We start from the raw sequence: 22,068 nt of genomic DNA, 5'->3' as shown, positions 1-22,068 counted from the left end.
CAATCACCGGGGGTGGTCCCGGCGGGTGATTACGCCCGCCGGCGGCGGGCCGGGGGCGGCCGCTGGCACCAAGGCTGGTGCAGCGGCCGCCTGGAGGGTCAGCGCAAGCCGCGCTGCAGCTCGTCGAGGTCGCGGATGTACTTGAATACCTTGCGCGATGCAGCCGGTGGTTTGTTACGTGCCTTCTCGTGCTGGGCATGGCGCACCAGCGATCGCAGCTGCTGGCGGTCGGTATCAGGGTATTCGTTGACGAAGCGCTCAAGGTCTTCGTCATTGCCATCGATCAACCGGTCGCGCCAGCGCTCAAGGCCGTGGAAGCGTTCGTTGTACTGGCGCGTGGAGCTGTCCATCTGTTCGAGCAGCGCCTGGATGGCATCCAGGTCCTGTACCCGCATCAATTTGCCGACGAACGACATATGCCGTTTGCGGGCGCCGTGAGCGGTGTGTTTGCTGGCCTCGGCCAGGGCCTTGCGCAGCTCGTCGGTGAGCGGCAGGCGGGCCAGCGTGTCGGCTTTGAGGGTTGTGAGGCGTTCGCCAAGTTCGACCAGCGCGTGCAGTTCACGCTTGATCTGGGTTTTGCTTTTTTCGCCGTCGAAGGCGTCGTCGTTTGAATCAACCATGGGGGCAGTCCGCTTGGGTATTTATGAAAAGTCGCCACGTAGGCACTTTTCGTACAAGGCCTGAAAATTGCCGCCATGATAACCACCCGGGGGCCGCTTGTCCGGCCCGGTCGTAGATTGACCCCCCGGTGAATGCAGAATTTGAGTGGAGATCACCATGAGTGCAGTCCAGAGCGTAGGTCCGAAAGACCTGCCAGCATTGCAGGAGCAGGTTGAGGCGATAATCGCCGAGGCACGCCGCCAGGGCGCCAGCGCTTGCGAAGTGGCTGTGTCGCTGGAACAGGGCCTGTCCACCACAGTACGCCAGCGGGAAGTTGAAACCGTCGAGTTCAACCGCGATCAGGGCTTTGGCATCACCTTGTATGTGGGCCAGCGCAAGGGGTCGGCCAGCACATCGGCCAGCGGCCCCGACGCGATCAGGGAAACCGTTGCGGCGGCCCTGGCCATTGCCAAACACACCTCCGAAGACGCGTGTTCGGGCCTGGCAGATGCCGCATTGATGGCGCGCGACATCCCAGACCTGGACCTCTATCACGACTGGAATCTGGAACCCGAGCGGGCCATCGAGATGGCCCTTGCCTGTGAGGCAGCCGCGTTCGATGCCGACCCCCGTATCCTCAATGCCGACGGCACCACCCTCAATACTCACCAGGGCTGCCGTGTGTACGGCAACAGCCATGGCTTCGTCGGCAGCTATGCCTCCACCCGGCATAGCCTGAGCTGCGTGATGATCGCTGAAGGCGATGGCCAGATGCAGCGTGACTACTGGTACGACGTCAACCGTCAAGGCAACCTGCTGGCAGACCCGCGCAGCATTGGCGTGCGCGCTGCCCAGCGTGCGGCCAGCCGCCTGGGCGCGCGCCCGGTGCCCACCTGCGAGGTGCCGGTGCTGTTCTCGGCAGAGTTGGCGGGCGGGCTGTTCGGCAGCTTCCTGGCAGCAGTTTCAGGCGGCAACCTGTACCGCAAGTCGTCATTCCTCGAAGGGGCGCTGGGCCAGCGCCTGTTCCCGTCCTGGCTGACCCTGGATGAGCGGCCGCACATTCCCCGGGCATTGGGCAGTGCCGCATTCGATGGCGACGGCCTGGCCACGTATGCCAAGCCATTTGTCGACAAAGGCGAGCTGGTGTCCTACCTGCTGGGCACCTATTCCGGCCGCAAGCTGGGGCTGCCGAGCACCGCCAACTCGGGTGGCGTGCACAACCTGTTCGTTACCCATGGTGAAGAAGACCAGGCGGCCCTGATCCGGCGCATGGGGCGTGGCTTGCTAGTAACCGAGCTGATGGGGCATGGCCTGAACATGGTAACCGGCGATTACTCCCGCGGCGCTGCGGGCTTCTGGGTTGAAAATGGCGAAATTCAGCACGCTGTGCAAGAAGTGACCATTGCCGGCAACATGAAGGACATGTTCCAGCAAATTGTCGCCATCGGCAGCGATCTTGAAACGCGCAGCAATATTCATACAGGCTCGGTGTTGATCGAGCGGATGACGGTAGCGGGCAGTTAACGGCCCCTCGTTTTGTTGGGGCCGCTGTGCGGCCCTTTGTGCTACACATCACCGAACCGGCCCAGCGCCGGTTTTTTTAACCCCACACCCCGCTTGAATTGATTCTATTTATCAATTAATAATGAATATCATTATCCAGTCACCCGGCGATGATGTTCATGAATACCGTCCTACGCGAACTCCCCTACCTGGAAAACTGGCGCTGGTTGAGCCGCCGCATCCGTTGCGCGCTTGAAGCCGATGAGCCGCGCCTGATCGAGCACTACCTTGCCGAGGGCCGCTACCTGGTGTGTTGCACCGAGACCTCGCCATGGACGGTGGCGCTGACTTCCTTCCGCCTGCTGCTCGATACCGCCTGTGACCGCATGCTGCCCTGGCACTGGCGATGCCTGTGCCTGGACCAGGCATGGCGCCCGTTGCTGGACCTGCGCAACCTCGACCGCCAGGAGCAGAACCAGCGCTGGCAACCCTATGCCCTGCAACTGGCTAATTGCCGCCTGTTGCCGTCGATTTCTCCTGAAGAACTGATGCAAGGACTTGATGATGAGTGATACCCGAATCGAGCGCGACAGCATGGGCGAACTGCAGGTGCCTGCCCAGGCCCTGTACGGTGCCCAGACCCAGCGCGCGGTCGACAACTTTCCGGTCAGCGGGCAACGTATGCCGGTGCAGTTCATTCGTGCCCTGCTGCTGGCCAAGGCCGCTGCCGCCAAGGCCAACATCGAGCTGGAGCAGCTGCCTGCCGCCCAGGGGCAAGCCATCGTCAAGGCGGTAGAGCAGTTGCTGGCCGAAGACTTCATCGGGCATTTTCCGGTCGATGTGTTCCAGACCGGCTCCGGCACCAGTTCCAACATGAATGCCAATGAGGTGATTGCCACCTTGGCCACTCGCGTGCTGGGCGAGGCGGTCAACCCCAACGATCACGTCAACTGCGGCCAGAGCAGCAATGACATCATCCCCACTACCATCCACGTCAGCGCGGCGTTAGCCTTGCATGAGCAGCTGTTGCCGGCCTTGAGCCACCTGGTGCAGGTGATCGAGCACAAGTCCCAGCAGGTGCATCAGTTCGTGAAGACTGGCCGCACCCACCTGATGGACGCCATGCCCGTGCGCATGAGCCAGGTACTCGATGGCTGGGCCGCGCAGGTCGATGCTGCCAAGGCGCATATCGAGGCCACCTTGCCGAGCCTGCAGGCCCTGGCCCAGGGCGGTACGGCGGTGGGTACCGGGATCAACGCCCACCCGCGCTTCGCCGCCAGCTTTGCCGAGCAGCTCAGCACGCTGACCGGCGTGGCGTTCACCCCTGGGCAGAACCTGTTTGCCCTCATCGGCTCCCAGGACACAGCGGTGGCTTTGTCCGGTCAGCTCAAGACCACTGCCGTGGCATTGATGAAGATCGCCAACGACCTGCGCTGGATGAACTCCGGGCCCCTGGCCGGGTTGGGCGAAATCGAACTGCAGGGGTTGCAGCCCGGCTCTTCGATCATGCCTGGCAAGGTCAACCCGGTCATTCCCGAGGCCACGGCCATGGTGGCGGCGCAAGTCATCGGCAATGACGCCACCATCGCCGTGGCCGGGCAGTCCGGCAACTTCGAGTTGAACGTGATGCTGCCCGTCATCGCACGCAACCTGCTGGAGAGTATCGAGCTGATGGCCAATGTGAGCAGGTTGCTCGCGGACAAGGCTATTGCCACCTTCAAGGTCAACGAGGCCAAGCTCAAGGAAGCGCTGGCGCGCAACCCGATTCTGGTGACCGCGCTCAACCCGATCATTGGTTACCTCAAGGCTGCCGAAATTGCCAAAACCGCCTACAAGCAGGGGCGCCCCATCATCGACGTCGCGCTGGAGCACACAGACCTGTCCCGCGATCAGCTGCAGGCGTTGCTCGACCCGGAAAAACTCACCGCTGGCGGCATCTGACTCGCGTCACCGCCTGGAGGCCCGTCATGCAGCACTGGAAACGCACCACGCAAGCCGCCAACCGGCTGTTCGAGCAAGGACAGCTGGTCGATGCCCGTGAACATTACCTGCAGGCCCTGGCCCTGGCCCAGGTGCTGTTCGAGCGCTGGCATGACGCCGACGAGGCAGTAGCCGCCTTGGTCGTTGCGCACCACAACCTGGCCGACCTGCACCTGCGGCTTAACCAGCCGCAGGAGAGTGCTGATTACCTGTGCGCCGCCCACCAGCGGCTGCTGCAGGCCTGCCAGGACCTGCGCCTGCCCCAGGCACTGCGCGACGCCGCGCTGCGTCACAGTTCGCGCACCTACAGCGAATTGCTCAGTTTCATTGCCGAGTATGGGCAATACCCCCGCACCGAACGTTTGCTCAATCGCCACAGCACTCCGGCCAGCACACGGGTGCCGGATGCAACGCCCAATAACCAGACCTACGGAATCCACTGACATGCCGCATACCTTGCCTGCACTGCCCTACGCCTACGCCGCGCTGGAACCGCACATCGACACGCAGACCATGGAAATTCACCACACCAAGCACCACCAGACCTACGTCAACGGCCTTAACGCCGCCGTCGAGGGAACGCAGTGGGCAGAGTGGCCGGTGGAGAAACTGGTGGCAGCGGTAGCGAGCTTGCCCGAAAACCTGCGCGGCGCGGTGACCAACCATGGCGGCGGCCACGCCAACCACAGCCTGTTCTGGACCGTGATGTCGCCACAGGGCGGCGGTGAACCTGAAGGCGAGCTGGCCCAGGCGATCACTGCACAGCTGGGCGGGTTCGAGGCGTTCAAGGACGCCTTTACCAAGGCCGCCTTGACGCGCTTCGGCAGTGGCTGGGCGTGGCTCAGCGTGACCCCGCAGAAAACACTGGTAGTCGAAAGCAGCGGCAACCAGGACAGCCCGTTGATGCACGGCAACACACCCATCCTCGGGCTGGACGTCTGGGAGCACGCGTACTATCTGAAGTACCAGAACCGCCGCCCTGAATACATCGGGGCGTTCTACAACGTCATCGACTGGGCGCAAGTGGAGCGCCGTTACCACGCCGCCATTCAGTGAGTCGCATCGGTATGCCCTCCCAGGTACTGTCGGTCAACAGTGTGCGGTTGTTCAGGTTGGCGCTTGGCACCCTGTTGATGCTGGCTGGCACTGCATTGCTGGTGGCTCGCGGCCTGGCCTGGCTAGACCTCGAGCCGCGCATGTTGCGTGCCCTGCAGGGTGGTGCACTGTGTGCGCTGGGCACGGCGCTGGGTGCTGTACCGGTGTTGGTCATCCGCAACATGCCGGTGGCACTGGCCGATACCCTGCTGGGTTTTGGCGCCGGGGTCATGCTCGCCGCCACGGCCTTTTCGCTGATCGTGCCAGGGCTCGAGGCCGCGCAAGCCATCGGGTTCAGCGCGTGGGGCGCCGGCGGCTTGATCAGTGCCGGCCTGCTGGGCGGTGCACTGTGCCTGTTTCTGATTGACCTCAGAATCTCCAGTGCTTCGCCCCAGGCGCTCGTGGCGTCCCAGGGGCAGCCCGTGATTGCAGCGCGCATCTGGTTGTTCGTATTCGCGATCATTGCCCACAACATTCCCGAGGGCATGGCCATTGGCGTATCAGCTGGGGGTGGCATGGCCGATGCCGACAGCCTGGCCATGGGCATTGCCCTGCAGGACGTGCCCGAAGGCCTGGTTATCGCGTTGGTGCTGGCTGGGGCAGGGATGCCACGCTTCAAGGCGTTTCTCATCGGTGCTGCATCCGGGCTGGTGGAGCCGGTGGCCGCGGTGATCTGCGCGTGGCTGGTGAACGTGGCGGAACTGCTCTTGCCGCTGGGGCTCGCGTGCGCTGCAGGTGCGATGCTGTTGGTGGTCACGCAGGAGATCATCCCGGAGTCACGCAGCAATGGTCATCATCGCCTGGCCAGCCTGGGGCTGTGTACGGGCTTCTGCCTGATGATGGTGATGGACACTGCGATGTCCTGACCACGCCTTGTCGCCGAAGGATCGGCGACAAGGCTGCGGCGGCCCCGCCGGTTTACTCGCCTTCGTCGAAGAAGTTCTCGATCAGCGCTACCAGGGCGTCCATGGCTTGCTGGTCCTGCTCGCCTTCGGTGTGCAGGTGCACCTGGGTGCCCTTGCCGGCCGCCAGCATCATCACGGCCATGATGCTCTTGCCGTCTACCAGCTTGTCCGGCGCCCGGCCAACCTTGACCTGGCAGGGGAAGCGGCCAGCAACACCGACGAACTTGGCTGCCGCCCGGGCATGCAGCCCCAGCTTGTTGATGATGGTGATTTCACGGGCGGGCATGGCGTGGCGGATCCTTGGGCTAGAGGTCGCGGTGACGGACCTGAACGTTTTTCAGGGTTTGCTGCAGCAACTGGCCAAGACGTTCGGTGATGTATACCGAACGGTGGTGGCCACCGGTGCAGCCGATGGCAATGGTAACGTAGGCCCGGTTGCTGGCGGCGAAGCGGGGTAGCCACTTGAGCAGGTAACTGGAGATGTCGTTGAACATCTCCTGCACGTCGGGTTGCGCAGCAAGGTAATCGATCACCGGCTGCTCCAGCCCGGAGTGCTCCCGCAGCTCAGGTTTCCAGTACGGGTTGGGCAGGCAGCGCACATCGAATACCAGGTCGGCATCAACCGGCATGCCACGCTTGAAGCCGAACGACTCGACCAGAAACGCCGTACCCGGTTCGGGGGTGTCCAGCAGGCGCAGCTTGATCGAATCCCGCAGTTGGTACAGGTTCAGGCGAGTGGTATCGATCTTGAGGTCGGCCAGGTCGGCGATGGGGCCCAGCAATTCGCGCTCCACACGTATGGCTTCTGCCAGTGAGCGGTCGGCGTTGGTCAGCGGGTGGCGGCGACGGGTTTCGGAAAAACGCTTGAGCAGCGTGTCCTCGTCGGCGTCCAGGTACAACACATCGCACTTGATGTGCCGGGCCCGGGCCTCCTCGAGCAGTTCTGGGAAGCGTGACAGGTGGCTGGGCAGGTTGCGCGCGTCAATCGAAACGGCCACCTTGGGTTGCGGCAGTTCGGTGTTCAACAGGGCGGTTTCTGCCAGTTGCGGCAACAACCTGGCGGGCAGGTTGTCGATGCAGTAGAAACCGTTGTCTTCCAAGACATCGAGGGCGGTGCTCTTGCCGGAGCCAGACCGGCCGCTGACGATGATCAGGCGCATGTTCAGTGCTCGTTCTGTACGTCCAGGACAACCTGGAACAGGGCCTCACTGCTGGGGGCCGCACGCAGGCGCTCGCGAACCTCTTTGCGGTCGAGCATGCTGGCAATCTGGCGCAGCAGCTCCAGGTGAGCATCGGTGGCGGCCGCGGGTACCAGCAACACGAACAGCAGGTCCACGGGGGCGCCGTCGATGGCGTCGTAATCGATAGGGGCTTCGAGGTGCAGCAAGGCACTGACCGGGGTTGTGCAGCCTTCGAGCCGGCAATGGGGAATGGCAATGCCATTACCGAAACCGGTGGAGCCGAGTTTTTCCCGAGCGATCAGTTTTTCGAATACAGTTTGCCCGTCCAGTTCTGGCACTTCTTTGGCAATCAGCTCGGCGACCTTTTCAAGGGCGCGTTTCTTGCTGCCGCCCGGCGCGTTCGCGAGGGAACGGCCGGGGGTCAGGATGGTTTCAAGTCGGATCATGGATGAGGGGGATCAGCGGGCAGCCGCACCTTGCAGCAGGCTTTGCTGTTTTTCCTTGTGTTTTTTCAGTTGACGGTCGAGCTTGTCGGCCAAGGCGTCGATCGCTGCATACATGTCTTCGTGTTCGGCGTTCGCTACCACTTCACCGCCGGGAATCTGCAAGGTCGCCTCGACCTTCTGCTGCAGCTTCTCGACCTTCATGATGACCTGCACGTTGGTGATCTTGTCGAAGTGACTCTCCACGCGGGCGAGCTTTTCAAGCACATAATCGCGCAGTGGCTGGGTGACTTCTACATGCTGTCCACTGATATTGACTTGCATACAGCTTCTCCTTTTGTTGCCCGTGCATAAAGAGGCAGGTGTTGCACCTGCCACACAAACGCTATGGCGCATCTCAGGGTTACATCAGCCGCTTACGCTCGCTCGACGGTGCAATACCGAGGGACTCGCGGTACTTGGCGACGGTACGACGGGCTACCTGGATGCCTTGTGCCTCCAGTAAACCAGCGATCTTGCTGTCGCTCAATGGCTTTTTCTGATTTTCCGCGGCAACCAGTTTCTTGATGATCGCGCGGATCGCCGTGGACGAGCATTCGCCGCCTTCGGCAGTGCTCACATGGCTGGAGAAAAAGTATTTCAGTTCGTAGATACCACGCGGGGTGTGCATGTACTTTTGCGTGGTAACCCGGGAAATGGTCGACTCGTGCATGCCTACCGCTTCGGCAATGTCATGCAGTACCAGGGGTTTCATGGCCTCGTCACCGTGGTCGAGGAAGCCGCGCTGGTGTTCGACGATCTGGGTGGCCACTTTCATCAGGGTTTCGTTGCGGCTCTGCAGGCTTTTGATAAACCAGCGCGCCTCCTGCAACTGGTTGCGCATGAAGGTGTTATCGGCGCTGGTGTCGGCACGGCGTACAAAGCCTGCGTACTGCGCGTTGACGCGAAGGCGCGGGATGGCTTCCTGGTTCAGTTCCACCAGCCAGCGCTCGCTGTCCTTGCGCACGATCACGTCGGGCACCACGTACTCGGGCTCGCTGGACTCGATCTGCGAGCCGGGGCGGGGGTTGAGGCTCTGCACCAACTCGATCACCTGGCGCAGTTCGTCTTCCTTGAGCTTCATGCGGCGCATCAGCTGGCTGTAGTCGCGGCTACCCAGCAGGTCGATGAAGTCGCTCACCAGGCGCATGGCCTCGGCCATCCACGGGGTGCTGCCAGGCAACTGGCGCAGTTGCAGCAGCAGGCATTCGCCCAGCGTGCGGGCGCCTACCCCTGCGGGCTCGAACTGCTGGATACGGTGCAGCACCGCTTCGACTTCATCCAGTTCGATGTCCAGTTCGGGGTCGAAACCTGCACAGATTTCCTCGAGGGTGTCTTCCAGGTAGCCCTGGCCGTTGATGCTGTCGATCAAGGTGACCGCGATGAGGCGGTCGGTGTCGGACATGGGCGCCAGGTTCAACTGCCACAGCAGGTGGCTTTGCAGGCTCTCGCCCGCGGACGTGCGGGTGGTGAAATCCCATTCGTCATCATCGTTGCTGGGCAGGCTGCTGGCGCTGGTCTGGTAGATGTCTTCCCACGCGGTATCCACGGGAAGCTCGTTGGGGATGCGCTCGCTCCACTCACCGTCTTCCATGTTTTCGGTGCTGACGGTGGTTTCCTGGAAGCTGTTGTCCTGCGTTTCGGCGGCCGGCTTGTTTTCGGCGTTGTCGGCCATCGGGTCGTTGTTGTCGAAGTCGTCGCCGTCTTCCTGGCGTTCGAGCATCGGGTTCGACTCCAGGGCTTCCTGGATTTCCTGCTGCAGGTCCAGGGTGGAAAGCTGGAGCAGGCGGATGGCCTGTTGCAACTGCGGTGTCATCGTCAGTTGCTGGCCCATTTTTAGGACGAGCGATGGTTTCATGGCAGGGGCTTGGTACCTTGTTCGCCGGCGCGCATGCGCCATCCACTACACGAGGGCGCCGGGGCGCCAAATCAAGCAAGTTTTATGCCTTAAAATGTAGCGTTTGCCTAGAGCACTGTAACAACTTGACCCGCAATAGATAGGCTTTTTTGCCGTGCCCCAGGCCCGTCCCGGGATCAGAGGCGGAACTCGTGGCCCAGGTACACCTCTTTGACCAGGTCGTTGGCCAGGATCGTTTCTGCATCCCCTTCGGCGATCAGGCGGCCATCGTTGACGATATAGGCGGTTTCGCAGATATCCAGGGTTTCACGCACGTTGTGATCGGTGATCAGCACGCCGATACCCTTGGCCTTGAGGTGGTGAATGATCTGCTTGATGTCGCCTACCGAAATCGGGTCGACGCCGGCGAAGGGTTCGTCCAGCAGGATGAACTTGGGCGCGGTGGCCAGTGCGCGGGCAATTTCGACGCGGCGACGCTCACCACCGGACAGGCTCATGCCCAGGTTGTCGCGGATGTGGCTGATGTGAAATTCCTGCAACAGGCTTTCCAGCTCCTGGCGACGGCCTTCGCGGTCGAGGTCCTTGCGGGTTTCCAGGATGGCCTTGATGTTGTCAGCCACGGACAGCTTGCGGAAGATCGACGCCTCCTGTGGCAGGTAGCCGATACCCGCCCGGGCGCGCCCGTGCATGGGCTGGTGGCTGACATCGAGGTTGTCGATCAGCACACGGCCCTGTTCGGCCTGGACCAGCCCGACAATCATGTAGAAGCAGGTGGTCTTGCCGGCGCCGTTGGGGCCGAGCAGGCCCACGATCTGGCCGCTGTCGATGGACAGGCTGACGTCACGTACCACCTGCCGGCCCTTGTAGCTCTTGGCCAGGTGCTGGGCTTTGAGGGTTGCCATTTACTCGGCCTTCTTCTTGGGCTGGATCACCATGTCGATGCGCTGACGCGGTGTGGTCACATTGCCGCCACGACCTGCGGTGGCAACCTGGGTCTGGGTGTTGTAGACGATCTTCTCGCCTTCGGTGGTGTTGCCTTCGTTTTCGACCTTGGCGCGGTCGGTGAGCACTACCAGGTCCTTCTGCGACTGATACTGGATGGTCACGCCCCAGCCTTTCATCTTGTCGGCTTTGGCGGCGCTCTGCTGCTGCTCGAAGTAGGCCAGGTTGCCCACCGAGGTCACCACGTCGATATCGCCGGAAGCGGTACGGGTGATGGTCACGGTATTGCCTTTGATCATCATCGAACCCTGGGTGATGATGACGTCGCCGGTATAGGTGGCCACGCCTTTCTTGTCGTCCAGGTGAGCGTTGTCGGCCTGGATGCGAATGGGCTGATCACGGTCGTTCGGCAGGGCGAGGGCGCTCGCGCTTCCCAGTGCTGCGCTCAGGCTGAGCAAAAGGGGGAGGGTTTTAACGAGCCTCATACTGTCCTCTTACGTTAGAGAGCAGGTCCATCCTGCCTTCTTTCAAATACGCTTTCATACCTTTGCCCGTAGTCGTGCCACCGGCGCCGTCGATTCTAACGGCTTGCTCGGTCTGCGCATATTCCTTCTGCGGGAACACGGTCATGCGCGAGCTGGTAATGATGGTTTCACGCTTCTTTTCGTCCGTGCGGGCGATCCGCACGTTGTCGATCAGTTCGACCTCGCTGCCGTCAGGGTTGACCTCCGCGCGCACGCTCTGCACATGCCACGGGTATTCCGTACCGCGATACATGTGCAGGTCCGGGGTGGTCAGCAGTGTGACTTCGCTGGCCTTCAGGTGTTCGACCTTGTCGGCGGTCATTTCGTACTGCAGCTTGCCGTCTGGCAAGAACTGCACGCTGTGGGCATTGATGGCGTAGTAATCGATGGCGCTTTCGTCCACCTGCGCCGCGGGCTGCTCCAGGAAGCTCTCGGGGCTGACGTTCCAGTAGCCGACGGCTATCAGCAGGGCGGCGATGGCCCCGAGCAGCACGATGTTTCTGGCTTTCTTGCTGAACATGGGCAACCTTACAGATAGTTGGCGTTGGCAGCGTCCAGGGTGCCCTGGGCCTGCATGATGAGTTCGCAGAATTCACGGGCGGCACCCTCGCCACCCCGTGACTGCGTGACGCCATGGGCGTGCTGGCGCACGAACGGTGCCGCGCTGGCGACCGCCATGCCCAGTGCCACCCGGCGGATAACCGGCAAGTCGGGCAGGTCATCGCCCAGGTAGGCCACTTGATCATAGCTCAGGCCCAGCTCGGCGAGCAGGCCGTCAAGTACGACCAGTTTGTCTTCGCGCCCTTGAAACAGATGCGGGATGCCGAGGTTCTTCGCCCGCCGCTCGACGACCGGTGTCTTGCGCCCGCTGATGATGGCGGTGGTCACACCGGACGCCATGAGCATTTTTATGCCCTGGCCATCCAGTGTATTGAAGGTCTTGAACTCGCTCCCGTCTTCGAGGAAATACAGGCGCCCGTCGGTGAGTACGCCGTCCACGTCGAACACGGCCAGCTTGACGCCTTTGCCCCGTTGCATGAGGTCCTGGTGCATTGCATCGCTCCTTTACAGTACGCCGGCACGCAGCAGATCGTGCATGTTCAGGGCGCCGGTTGGGCGGTCCTGGCTGTCTACGACCACCAAGGCGCCCACCTTGTTGTCTTCCATGATTTTAAGGGCCTCGGCCGCCAGCATCTCGGCACGGGCGGTTTTGCCGTGCACGGTCATGACGTCTTCGATCAGGGTGGTATGCACGTCGATGTTGCGGTCCAGGCTGCGGCGCAGGTCACCGTCTGTGAACACCCCGGCCAGCGTGCCATCGGTCTCGACGATGACGGTCATGCCCAAACCTTTGCGGGACATTTCAAGGAGTGCTTCCTTGAGCAGGGTGCCGCGGGCGACCTGCGGCAGTTCGTCGCCAGCGTGCATCACGTTCTCGACCTTGAGCAGCAAGCGCCGGCCCAGGGCACCGCCCGGGTGAGAGAAGGCGAAGTCTTCGGCGGTGAAGCCGCGGGCTTCGAGCAGGGCGATGGCCAGGGCGTCGCCCAGCACCAGCGATGCTGTGGTGGACGATGTCGGCGCCAGGTTCAGCGGGCAGGCTTCGTGTTCGACGCCGGCGTCGAGGTTGACGTCGGCAGCCTGGGCCAGCGGTGAAGCCGGGTTGCCGGTCAGGCTGACCAGCTTGATGCCCAGGCGCTTGATAAGCGGCAGCAGGGTGATGATTTCGGCAGTGCTGCCCGAGTTCGACAGGGCCAGGATAACGTCATCGCGCGTAATCATGCCCATGTCGCCATGGCTGGCTTCGGCCGGGTGCACGAAGAAAGCCGGTGTGCCAGTGCTGGCCAGGGTGGCGGCGATCTTGTTGCCGATGTGCCCGGACTTGCCCATCCCCACCACGACCACGCGGCCCTTGCTGGCCAGGATCAGCTCGCAGGCCTTGACGAAGGTAGCGTCGATGCGCGCCAGCAGGTCCTCTACAGCCTCGAGTTCCAGGCGCAGGGTGCGTTGGGCGGATTGGATCAGCTCGCTGGATTGGCTCATGTCGAAAAAGCAGTGCCTGATGAAAAGGCGGCGATTATAGCGGTATTGAATGAAACCCTCACGCTTTCGATTGTCGTAGGCAATGTACCCCCAGGCTGTCGTGACGCTGAACGATGCGTTTGGCAGCCTTGGGGCGGCGCTGCCAGCGGTGCTATAGTTCGCCGCTATTCAGCCTGCCCAGGGGCGTGTGCCTTCCAGATGAAGGCCGACGTCCACTAGGACGAGGCTGCACTAGCAAGGAGTCTAGATGAGTGTGGATAGCGCCTGCGCGGTCGAGTTGAAGGGGGTTTCCTTCAAACGGGGTTCGCGCAGCATTTTCAACAATGTCGACATCCGCATCCCACGCGGCAAGGTCACTGGCATCATGGGGCCATCCGGGTGCGGTAAAACCACATTGCTGCGTCTGATGGGCGCCCAGTTGCGCCCAGCCAGCGGTGAAGTGTGGGTCGCCGGGCAGAACCTGCCGACCCTGTCGCGCAGCGACCTGTTCGACGCGCGCAAGCAGATGGGCGTGCTGTTCCAGAGTGGCGCGCTGTTCACCGACCTGGATGTGTTCGAGAACGTCGCTTTCCCGCTGCGCGTGCATACCCAGCTGCCGGATGAAATGATCCGCGACATCGTGTTGATGAAGCTGCAGGCCGTGGGCCTGCGTGGTGCCATCGACCTGATGCCGGACGAGCTGTCGGGTGGCATGAAACGCCGCGTGGCGCTGGCCAGGGCTATTGCGCTGGACCCGCAGATCCTCATGTACGACGAGCCGTTCGTCGGTCAGGATCCGATCGCCATGGGTGTGCTGGTGCGGCTGATCCGCCTGCTCAACGATGCCCTGGGCATCACCAGCATCGTCGTGTCCCATGACCTGGCAGAAACCGCCAGCATCGCCGACTACATCTACGTGGTGGGTGACGGCCAGGTGCTGGGGCAGGGCACTCCCGACGAGTTGATGGGGTCGGATAACCCGCGTATCCGCCAGTTCATGAAAGGCGACCCGGATGGCCCTGTACCCTTCCACTTCCCTGCGCCCGATTACCGCGCCGATCTGCTGGGGGCGCGCTGATGCGTAGAAAATCCATGCTTGAGCGCGTGCGCCTGTTCGGCCGCGCGGCAATCGATGTAGTGGCCGTGCTGGGGCGCTCCTGCCTGTTCCTGTTCCATGCCTTGGTCGGGCGCGGTGGCATTGGCGGCGGTTTCCAGCTGCTGACCAGGCAACTGTACTCAGTGGGTGTGTTGTCGCTAGCCATCATCGTGGTGTCCGGTACCTTCATTGGCATGGTGCTGGCCCTGCAGGGCTACAGCATCCTCACCAAATACGGTTCGGAGCAGGCGGTGGGCCAGATGGTCGCCCTTACCCTGCTGCGCGAACTTGGCCCGGTCGTCACCGCCCTGCTTTTCGCAGGCCGCGCCGGGTCCGCGCTCACGGCTGAAATCGGCAACATGAAGTCCACCGAGCAGCTGTCGAGCCTTGAAATGATCGGCGTCGACCCACTCAAGTACATCGTTGCCCCGCGCCTGTGGGCCGGCTTCATCTCGCTACCGTTGCTGGCACTGATCTTCAGCGTGGTAGGCATCTGGGGCGGGTCGTGGGTGGCAGTCGACTGGCTGGGCGTCTACGAGGGCTCGTTCTGGGCCAACATGCAGAACAGTGTTTCGTTCACCGACGACGTGCTCAACGGGTTGATAAAGAGCCTGGTGTTCGCCTTCGTCACCACCTGGATCGCCGTATTCCAGGGGTATGACTGTGAGCCCACCTCAGAAGGGATCAGCCGTGCCACTACCAGGACCGTGGTCTATGCCTCGCTGGCTGTACTGGGTCTGGACTTTATTCTGACCGCCTTGATGTTTGGAGATTTCTGATGCAAAACCGCACCCTGGAAATCGGTGTAGGCCTGTTTCTGTTGGCCGGGATCCTGGCGTTGCTGCTGCTGGCCCTGCGTGTCAGCGGCCTGTCGGCAAGCCCGACCAGCGATACCTATAAAGTTTACGCCTACTTCGACAATATCGCCGGTTTGACTGTCAGAGCCAAAGTGACCATGGCCGGTGTCACCATCGGCAAAGTCACCGCCATCGACCTGGACCGTGATTCCTTCACCGGTCGGGTGACCTTGCAGCTGGACAAGTCGGTGAACAACCTGCCGACCGATTCCACTGCATCGATCCTGACCGCAGGCCTGTTGGGTGAGAAGTACATCGGCATCAGCGTAGGCGGCGAGGAAGAGGTGCTCAAGGACGGCGGTACCATCCATGACACCCAGTCCGCGCTGGTGCTGGAAGATCTGATTGGCAAGTTCCTGCTCAACACTGTTGGCAAGGAACCCCGAGACGCGCAACCGGCTAATTGAGGAGTTTCCATGATATCGATTCTGCGACGTGGCTTGCTGGTCCTGCTGGCAGCCTTGCCTCTCATGAGCATGGCTGCCCAGTCCCCTCATGACGTGATTCAAAGCACCACCAATGAATTGCTGGGTGATCTGAAGGCCAACAAGCAGCAGTACCAGGCCAACCCGAGCGCGTTCTACGACGCGCTGAACCGCATCCTGGGCCCGGTGGTGGATGCCGATGGCATCTCGCGCAGCATCATGACCGTCAAGTACTCGCGCAAGGCCAGCCCTGAGCAGATGCAGCGCTTCCAGGACAACTTCAAGCGCAGCCTGATGCAGTTCTACGGCAACGCCCTGCTGGAGTACAACAACCAGGGCATCGTGGTGGATCCGGCCAAGTCTGACGATGGTAAGCGGGCCAGTGTCGGCATGAAGGTCACCGGTAACAACGGTGCGGTGTACCCGGTGCAGTACACGCTGGAGAACCTCGCTGGCGAATGGAAGGTGCGTAACGTCATCGTCAATGGCATCAACATCGGCAAGCTGTTCCGAGATCAGTTCGCTGACGCCATGCAGCGCAATGGCAACAACCTGGACAAGACCATCGACGGCTGGGCGGGTGAAGTGGCCAAGGCCAAGCAGACCGCCGACAGTTCGCCAGAAAAGGCCGTCAAATGAGTGAAGCGACCGCGAGCATGAGCGAGCCAGGTGTGGTCCGCCTTGCCGGCGTGCTGGACTACCGCAGCGGGCCTGCCTTGCGCAAGCAAGGCAAGGCATTGATAGCGGGCAGCGGCGGGGTGGACATCGTGATTGATTGCTCCGCCGTGCAGCGCTCCACCAGCGTCGGGCTTTCGCTGCTGCTGGCGTTCATGCGCGATGCTGGCGCTGCCGGCAAACGCTGCCAGGTGCGCGGCATGCCCGATGACATGCGGGAAATCGCCGAGGTGTACGACCTCGACGAGGTGCTGGCCACCTGATGGCTCTGCTGGGATGATGGCCCCTCGGTCAGCGAACCCGTTGTTGGGCTTCGCAGGCGAGGGGCTTTTTTGTATGATGGCCGACCCGTGCGCATCGGGCGCCGATTGAGGTTGAGCATGCAGGCCATAGAAGTTAAAAGCTTCCTTGAAGAAAAATTGCCGGGTTCCCGGGTCGAAGTTGAAGGCGAAGGCTGCAACTTCCAGCTGAACGTGATCAGCGACGAGTTGGCCGGCCTGAGCCCGGTCAAACGCCAGCAGGCGATTTACGCTCACCTGAATCCGTGGATCGCCAACGGCAGCATCCATGCGGTAACCATGAAATTTTTCAGCAGCGCAGCCTGGGCTGAGCGCACCTGAGCCAACTTGGCGGCGAGATTCCAATGGACAAACTGATTATTACTGGTGGCGCTCGCCTTGATGGCGAGATCCGCATTTCGGGCGCTAAGAACGCAGCCCTGCCCATTCTGGCTGCGACCTTGCTGGCCGATGGCCCGGTCACCGTGGGCAACCTGCCGCACCTGCACGACATCACCACCATGATCGAGCTGTTCGGTCGCATGGGCATCGAGCCTGTGATCGACGAAAAGCTGGCGGTGGAAATCGACCCCCGTACCATCAAGACCCTGGTCGCACCCTACGAGCTGGTGAAGACCATGCGTGCCTCCATTCTGGTACTCGGCCCCATGGTTGCCCGTTTCGGCGAGGCCGAGGTGGCGTTGCCAGGCGGTTGCGCCATTGGCTCGCGACCTGTCGACCTGCACATACGTGGCCTGGAGGCCATGGGCGCGAAGATCGAGGTTGAAGGTGGCTACATCAAGGCCAAGGCGCCTGAGGGTGGCCTGCGCGGTGCGCACTTCTTCTTCGATACCGTGAGTGTGACCGGTACCGAGAACATCATGATGGCCGCAGCGCTGGCCAACGGCCGCAGTGTGCTGCAGAACGCGGCCCGCGAGCCGGAAGTGGTCGACCTGGCCAACTTCATCAACGCCATGGGCGGCAATGTGCAGGGCGCCGGCACCGATACCATCACCATCGAGGGTGTTGCGCGGCTGGGTTCGGCCCACTACCGCGTCATGCCGGACCGCATCGAAACCGGCACCTACCTGGTAGCCGCTGCCGTTACCGGTGGCCGCGTCAAGGTCAAGGACACCGACCCCACCATCCTTGAGGCGGTTCTGGAAAAGCTCAAGGAAGCAGGCGCCGACATCACCACCGGTGAAGACTGGATCGAGCTGAACATGCACGGCAAGCGGCCGAAAGCCGTCAACCTGCGCACGGCCCCGTATCCAGCGTTCCCGACCGACATGCAGGCGCAGTTCATTTCGCTCAACGCCATTGCCGAAGGCACCGGTGCGGTGATCGAAACGATCTTTGAAAACCGCTTCATGCACGTGTACGAAATGCACCGCATGGGCGCGCAGATTCAGGTCGAGGGCAACACCGCCATCGTGACCGGCGTCAACGCCCTGAAAGGTGCCCCGGTAATGGCCACCGACCTGCGCGCATCCGCCAGCCTGGTGCTGTCGGCACTGGTGGCCGAAGGCGACACCTTGATCGATCGCATCTACCACATCGACCGTGGCTACGAGTGCATCGAGGAAAAACTGCAGATGCTCGGCGCCAAGATCCGCCGCGTACCGGGCTGATTGCCCTGGGGCGCAAGGACGCGCCGTTCGAATTGAATGCGGCCAGGTGCACCACCTGGCCGGCAGTAGCTGCTTAAGGACCGACGTTCCAATGTTGACCATCGCGCTTTCCAAAGGCCGTATTCTCGACGATACCCTGCCATTGCTGGCCGAGGCCGGTATCGTTCCCACCGAGAACCCGGACAAGAGCCGCAAGCTGATCATCCCCACCACGCAGGACGACGTGCGCCTGCTGATCGTGCGTGCCACCGACGTGCCGACCTATGTCGAACACGGCGCCGCCGACCTGGGTGTGGCAGGCAAGGACGTGCTGATGGAGTACGGTGGGCAGGGCCTTTACGAGCCCCTGGACCTGCAGATTGCCCGCTGCAAGCTGATGACCGCTGGCGTGGTCGGCGCGCCCGAGCCCAAGGGCCGCCTGCGCGTGGCCACCAAGTTCGTGAATGTGGCCAAGCGTTACTATGCCGAGCAGGGTCGCCAGGTCGACATCATCAAGCTGTACGGCTCGATGGAGCTGGCACCCCTGATCAACCTGGCAGACAAGATCATCGATGTGGTCGACACCGGTAACACCTTGCGTGCCAACGGCCTGGAGCCCCAGGAAATGATCGCGCACATCAGCTCGCGCCTGGTGGTCAACAAGGCCTCCATGAAAATGCAGCACGCCCGCATCCAGAGCCTGATCGACACGCTGCGCCAAGCGGTCGAATCGCGACACCGCGGCTGACGACTTCCTGCGCGCAGCGTTGGCTGTCGCGCCCGTCTATCCGCGTCATAGCCACTTTTCTCGGGTGCCCGTGCGGATGGACTGGTAGCTTAGGGCGCCTGAGCATTCGCTATCAATCGAGGCCCTCGCCATGACCGTGTCCACCGCAATTGCCCGTCTCAACGCTGCTGACCCGGATTTCGCTCGGCATCTGGATCATCTGCTGAGCTGGGAGAGCGTGTCCGACGAAGCGGTCAACCAGCGTGTACTCGATATCATCAAGGCCGTGCGCGAGCGTGGCGATGCTGCCCTTGTGGAGTTCACCCAGCGTTTCGACGGGGTAGAGGCTAGCTGCATCGACGACCTCATTCTGGGCCGCGAGCGCCTTGAACTGGCGCTTACCCGTATCACCGACGAGCAGCGAGCAGCCCTCGAGAAGGCAGCCGACCGCGTGCGCATGTACCACGAGCGGCAGAAGCAGGACTCGTGGCAGTACACCGAGGCTGACGGTACCGTACTGGGGCAAAAGGTCACGCCATTGGACCGCGCCGGCCTTTATGTGCCGGGTGGCAAGGCGTCCTACCCGTCCTCGGTGCTGATGAACGCGATTCCGGCCAAGGTGGCGGGTGTCACCGAAGTGGTCATGGTAGTGCCGACCCCGCGTGGCGAGGTTAACGAGCTGGTGCTGGCCGCAGCCTGCATTGCGGGTGTGGACCGGGTGTTCACGGTGGGCGGCGCCCAGGCGGTGGCGGCCCTGGCCTATGGCACCGAGAGCGTGCCCCAGGTGGACAAGATTGTCGGCCCAGGCAACATCTACGTGGCCACCGCCAAGCGTCACGTGTTCGGCCAGGTAGGCATCGACATGATCGCCGGGCCGTCGGAAATTCTCGTGGTGTGTGACGGCCAGACCGACCCGGACTGGATTGCCATGGACCTGTTCTCCCAGGCAGAGCACGACGAAGACGCCCAGGCCATTCTGGTCAGCCCCGATGCCGATTTCCTCGACCGGGTGGCAGCCAGCATCAGCAAATTGCTGCCGACCATGGAACGCGCCGAGATCATCGAGAAATCGGTGAATGGTCGCGGCGCCCTGATCCAGGTGCGGGACATGCAGCAGGCAATCGAGGTGGCCAACCGTATCGCCCCTGAGCACCTGGAGTTGTCGGTGGCTGACCCGCAGGCCTGGTTGCCGCACATTCGCCACGCCGGTGCGATCTTCATGGGCCGCCACACCAGCGAAGCGCTGGGCGACTATTGCGCAGGCCCCAACCACGTGCTGCCCACCTCCGGCACTGCGCGCTTCTCGTCGCCGCTGGGGGTGTACGACTTCCAGAAGCGTTCATCGATCATCTATTGCTCCGAGCAGGGCGCCTCCGAACTGGGCCGCACTGCCTCGGTGCTGGCCCGCGGTGAGTCCCTGACCGCCCACGCCCGTAGCGCCGAATACCGCATCCTGAGCCAAGAGAAGGGGAACTGAGCATGAGTCGATTCTGGAGCCCTTTCGTCAAGGACCTGGTGCCTTACGTCCCCGGCGAGCAGCCCAAGCTGGCGCGCCTGGTCAAGCTCAATACCAACGAGAACCCCTACGGCCCATCGCCTAAAGCGGTGGAAGCCATGCGCGGGGAGCTGGGCGAAAACCTGCGCCTCTACCCGGACCCCAACGGTGACCGCCTCAAGCAGGCGGTCGCGGAGTACTACGGCGTCACCCCGGCGCAGGTATTCGTAGGTAACGGTTCGGACGAGGTGCTGGCGCACATCTTCCATGGCCTGTTCCAGCACGACGGGCCGCTGCTGTTCCCGGACATCAGCTACAGCTTCTACCCGGTGTACTGCGGCCTGTATGGCATCGCCTTCGAACAGGTGCCGTTGGATGAGCAGTTCCAGATCCGCGTGGAGGATTACCGCAAGCCGAACGCGGGCATCATCTTCCCCAACCCCAACGCGCCCACTGGCTGCCTGTTGCCCCTGCAGGCCGTGGAGCAGTTGCTGCAGGCCAGCCCGGATTCGGTGGTGGTGGTGGATGAAGCCTACATCGACTTTGGCGGCGAAACGGCCATCAGCCTGGTAGACCGCTACGACAACCTGCTGGTGACCCAGACCCTGTCCAAATCGCGGTCGCTGGCCGGCCTACGGGTTGGGTTGGCGGTGGGCCACCCGGACCTGATCGAGGCGCTGGAGCGGATCAAGAACAGCTTCAACTCGTACCCGCTGGACCGCGCCGCCATCGTCGGCGCGGCAGTGGCATTCGAGGACCGCGCCTATTTCGACCAGACCTGCCGCAAGGTTATCGACAGCCGCGAAAAGCTGGTCGCGCAGCTGCAGGCCAAGGGGTTCGAAGTGCTGCCGTCTGCTGCCAACTTTGTATTCGCTCGCCATCCACAACAGGATGCCGGGGAGTTGGCGGCGCGTTTGCGCGAGCAAGGCGTGATCGTGCGCCACTTCAAGCAGCCGCGTATTGATCAGTTCCTGCGCATTACCATCGGTACGCCTGAGATGAACCAGGCGTTGCTGGATGCACTGGGCTGACACACAGTTAGAGGCTGGCCGGGATAAGGTGCGGTGCAAACCGGCTACCCCACCTTATCTGGCGATAAACGATTGTTGAGCGATCAGAGATGCTTTATTTTGATCGCTAATTCGTCCGATGACTGGATGTACCGATGTCCTTGTTGATAAAACGCTCGTTGGTCGAGCAGGCGGTGGATCAGTTGCGCGAGCGTATCTCGCAAGGCGCCTGGTTGGTTGGTGAGCGGCTGCCCACCGAGCCTGAACTGGCCCTTCAGTTGGGGATCAGCCGCAATACCGTGCGCGAGGCCATGCGCGTGCTGGCGTTCAGTGGCCTGGTGGAAATTCGCCAGGGGGATGGCAGCTACCTGCGCACCGCTCAGGACCCTTTGCACGCTGTACAGGCCATGACCCAGTGCACCCCCGAGCAGGCACGGGAAACCCGCCATATTCTGGAAACCGAGGCCATTGCGCTGGCAGCCCTGCGCCGTACCGACACGGATCTGCAGCGCCTGCGGGAGGCCCTGAAGGGCAGCGCCGGCCATTTCCACGGTGATGTGGACGCCTACGTCGCGTGCGACCTGGTGTTCCACCAGCGTCTGGTCGATGCGGCCCACAACCCGGCGCTCAGTGAGCTGTACCGCTATTTTTCCGGCGTGGTGGCTGCGGCCTTGCAGCACAACATGGCCACGGTCCCCCGTTGCCAGGCCACGTTCGACCTGCACGGGCAAATCCTCGACGCTATCGAACAACGCGATGCCCAGCGGGCCAAGCGCCTGAGCCGTACCCTCATCGAATCCTGATAC

28 protein-coding genes are annotated in these 22,068 nt (G+C 62.3%); 17 read left to right on the top strand and 11 right to left on the bottom strand.

Translation table 11 applies throughout. The annotated features are described in order from the left end of the window. Positions 1-98 precede the first annotated feature (98 nt). Complete coding sequence (gene yjgA / locus IAE33_RS09460; protein ID WP_028631540.1) at positions 99-620, bottom strand: ribosome biogenesis factor YjgA; 522 nt, start codon at positions 618-620, stop codon at positions 99-101. A 157-nt stretch (positions 621-777) separates the two neighbouring features. Between yjgA and pmbA the strand changes: the two genes are divergently transcribed. From pmbA to IAE33_RS09430, 6 genes are all read left to right on the top strand, one after another. Beyond that, entirely contained in the window at positions 778-2,124 is a 1,347-nt protein-coding gene (gene pmbA, locus IAE33_RS09455; RefSeq protein WP_028631539.1) for a metalloprotease PmbA, read from the top strand. A 149-nt stretch (positions 2,125-2,273) separates the two neighbouring features. Beyond that, complete coding sequence (locus IAE33_RS09450) at positions 2,274-2,675, top strand: hypothetical protein (RefSeq protein ID WP_028631538.1); 402 nt, start codon at positions 2,274-2,276, stop codon at positions 2,673-2,675. Continuing rightward, a complete protein-coding gene (locus IAE33_RS09445; protein ID WP_201163291.1) occupies positions 2,668-4,044 on the top strand; it encodes a class II fumarate hydratase in 1,377 nt (458 codons plus the stop codon). The genes IAE33_RS09450 and IAE33_RS09445 overlap by 8 nt, the downstream gene beginning before the upstream one ends. Positions 4,045-4,070: 26 nt before the next feature. Continuing rightward, positions 4,071-4,526, top strand: coding sequence for a hypothetical protein (locus tag IAE33_RS09440; RefSeq protein WP_201163290.1), 456 nt, complete (start codon positions 4,071-4,073; stop codon positions 4,524-4,526). A 1-nt stretch (position 4,527) separates the two neighbouring features. Further along, positions 4,528-5,139: a superoxide dismutase gene (locus IAE33_RS09435; protein ID WP_201163289.1), complete on the top strand. Its 612-nt coding sequence runs from the start codon at positions 4,528-4,530 to the stop codon at positions 5,137-5,139. Positions 5,140-5,150: 11 nt separating this feature from the next. Further along, positions 5,151-6,044: a ZIP family metal transporter gene (locus IAE33_RS09430; RefSeq protein ID WP_201163288.1), complete on the top strand. Its 894-nt coding sequence runs from the start codon at positions 5,151-5,153 to the stop codon at positions 6,042-6,044. Positions 6,045-6,096: 52 nt separating this feature from the next. Here IAE33_RS09430 and IAE33_RS09425 read toward each other — a convergent pair whose 3' ends face one another. The 10 genes from IAE33_RS09425 to IAE33_RS09380 form a co-directional block, all read right to left on the bottom strand. Further along, the gene (locus tag IAE33_RS09425; RefSeq protein ID WP_028631533.1) at positions 6,097-6,369 is read right to left on the bottom strand and encodes an HPr family phosphocarrier protein; all 273 of its coding nucleotides are present in this window, start codon (positions 6,367-6,369) and stop codon (positions 6,097-6,099) included. Positions 6,370-6,388: 19 nt separating this feature from the next. Then, positions 6,389-7,243 (bottom strand): RNase adapter RapZ, encoded by an 855-nt coding sequence (gene rapZ, locus IAE33_RS09420; protein WP_028631532.1) that lies wholly within the window; start codon positions 7,241-7,243, stop codon positions 6,389-6,391. Positions 7,244-7,245: 2 nt separating this feature from the next. Next, complete coding sequence (gene ptsN / locus IAE33_RS09415) at positions 7,246-7,710, bottom strand: PTS IIA-like nitrogen regulatory protein PtsN (RefSeq protein WP_028631531.1); 465 nt, start codon at positions 7,708-7,710, stop codon at positions 7,246-7,248. Between the two features lie 12 nt (positions 7,711-7,722). Continuing rightward, positions 7,723-8,031 carry a ribosome hibernation-promoting factor, HPF/YfiA family gene (hpf, locus tag IAE33_RS09410; RefSeq protein ID WP_003255135.1) on the bottom strand — a complete coding sequence of 103 codons (309 nt, stop codon included), beginning with the start codon at positions 8,029-8,031 and terminating at the stop codon, positions 7,723-7,725. Between the two features lie 79 nt (positions 8,032-8,110). Beyond that, positions 8,111-9,604: an RNA polymerase factor sigma-54 gene (locus IAE33_RS09405; protein ID WP_201163287.1), complete on the bottom strand. Its 1,494-nt coding sequence runs from the start codon at positions 9,602-9,604 to the stop codon at positions 8,111-8,113. Positions 9,605-9,780: 176 nt separating this feature from the next. Further along, entirely contained in the window at positions 9,781-10,506 is a 726-nt protein-coding gene (gene lptB / locus IAE33_RS09400) for an LPS export ABC transporter ATP-binding protein (protein ID WP_028631529.1), read from the bottom strand. Next, entirely contained in the window at positions 10,507-11,031 is a 525-nt protein-coding gene (gene lptA / locus IAE33_RS09395) for a lipopolysaccharide transport periplasmic protein LptA (protein ID WP_028631528.1), read from the bottom strand. After that, entirely contained in the window at positions 11,018-11,590 is a 573-nt protein-coding gene (gene lptC, locus IAE33_RS09390; RefSeq protein WP_201163286.1) for an LPS export ABC transporter periplasmic protein LptC, read from the bottom strand. The genes lptA and lptC overlap by 14 nt, the downstream gene beginning before the upstream one ends. Positions 11,591-11,598: 8 nt before the next feature. Then, entirely contained in the window at positions 11,599-12,123 is a 525-nt protein-coding gene (locus tag IAE33_RS09385; protein ID WP_201163285.1) for a KdsC family phosphatase, read from the bottom strand. 12 nt (positions 12,124-12,135) lie between these two features. After that, positions 12,136-13,110, bottom strand: coding sequence for a KpsF/GutQ family sugar-phosphate isomerase (locus tag IAE33_RS09380; RefSeq protein ID WP_201163284.1), 975 nt, complete (start codon positions 13,108-13,110; stop codon positions 12,136-12,138). A gap of 247 nt (positions 13,111-13,357) precedes the next feature. Here IAE33_RS09380 and IAE33_RS09375 point away from each other — a divergent pair, with 247 nt between their 5' ends. The 11 genes from IAE33_RS09375 (at position 13,358) to IAE33_RS09325 (ending at position 22,065) form a co-directional block, all read left to right on the top strand. After that, on the top strand, positions 13,358-14,167 hold the full coding sequence (locus IAE33_RS09375; RefSeq protein ID WP_201163283.1) for an ATP-binding cassette domain-containing protein: 810 nt from the start codon (positions 13,358-13,360) through the stop codon (positions 14,165-14,167). Then, the gene (gene mlaE, locus IAE33_RS09370; protein ID WP_028631523.1) at positions 14,167-14,964 is read left to right on the top strand and encodes a lipid asymmetry maintenance ABC transporter permease subunit MlaE; all 798 of its coding nucleotides are present in this window, start codon (positions 14,167-14,169) and stop codon (positions 14,962-14,964) included. Before IAE33_RS09375 ends, mlaE begins: the two co-directional genes overlap by 1 nt. Next, the gene (mlaD, locus tag IAE33_RS09365; protein WP_028631522.1) at positions 14,964-15,449 is read left to right on the top strand and encodes an outer membrane lipid asymmetry maintenance protein MlaD; all 486 of its coding nucleotides are present in this window, start codon (positions 14,964-14,966) and stop codon (positions 15,447-15,449) included. The genes mlaE and mlaD overlap by 1 nt, the downstream gene beginning before the upstream one ends. Before the next feature lie 9 nt (positions 15,450-15,458). Continuing rightward, positions 15,459-16,106: an MlaC/ttg2D family ABC transporter substrate-binding protein gene (locus IAE33_RS09360; protein WP_201163282.1), complete on the top strand. Its 648-nt coding sequence runs from the start codon at positions 15,459-15,461 to the stop codon at positions 16,104-16,106. After that, positions 16,103-16,405 (top strand): STAS domain-containing protein, encoded by a 303-nt coding sequence (locus IAE33_RS09355; RefSeq protein WP_201163281.1) that lies wholly within the window; start codon positions 16,103-16,105, stop codon positions 16,403-16,405. Before IAE33_RS09360 ends, IAE33_RS09355 begins: the two co-directional genes overlap by 4 nt. Before the next feature lie 117 nt (positions 16,406-16,522). Then, positions 16,523-16,762, top strand: coding sequence for a BolA family protein (locus tag IAE33_RS09350; RefSeq protein WP_028631519.1), 240 nt, complete (start codon positions 16,523-16,525; stop codon positions 16,760-16,762). Between the two features lie 23 nt (positions 16,763-16,785). After that, positions 16,786-18,051, top strand: a complete 1,266-nt coding sequence (murA, locus tag IAE33_RS09345; protein WP_028631518.1) for a UDP-N-acetylglucosamine 1-carboxyvinyltransferase — start codon at positions 16,786-16,788, stop codon at positions 18,049-18,051. A gap of 91 nt (positions 18,052-18,142) precedes the next feature. Beyond that, a complete protein-coding gene (gene hisG, locus IAE33_RS09340; protein WP_028631517.1) occupies positions 18,143-18,778 on the top strand; it encodes an ATP phosphoribosyltransferase in 636 nt (211 codons plus the stop codon). Between the two features lie 130 nt (positions 18,779-18,908). Then, complete coding sequence (gene hisD / locus IAE33_RS09335) at positions 18,909-20,234, top strand: histidinol dehydrogenase (RefSeq protein ID WP_028631516.1); 1,326 nt, start codon at positions 18,909-18,911, stop codon at positions 20,232-20,234. Between the two features lie 2 nt (positions 20,235-20,236). Beyond that, positions 20,237-21,283, top strand: coding sequence for a histidinol-phosphate transaminase (gene hisC / locus IAE33_RS09330; protein WP_201163280.1), 1,047 nt, complete (start codon positions 20,237-20,239; stop codon positions 21,281-21,283). Between the two features lie 134 nt (positions 21,284-21,417). Then, positions 21,418-22,065, top strand: coding sequence for a FadR/GntR family transcriptional regulator (locus IAE33_RS09325; RefSeq protein WP_060482213.1), 648 nt, complete (start codon positions 21,418-21,420; stop codon positions 22,063-22,065). The last annotated feature ends 3 nt before the right edge of the window (positions 22,066-22,068 follow it).

It is taken from the genome of Pseudomonas sp. S60 (assembly GCF_016647865.1).
Lineage (GTDB): Bacteria > Pseudomonadota > Gammaproteobacteria > Pseudomonadales > Pseudomonadaceae > Aquipseudomonas > Aquipseudomonas parafulva.
This window is presented reverse-complemented; position numbering and strand designations above follow the sequence as displayed.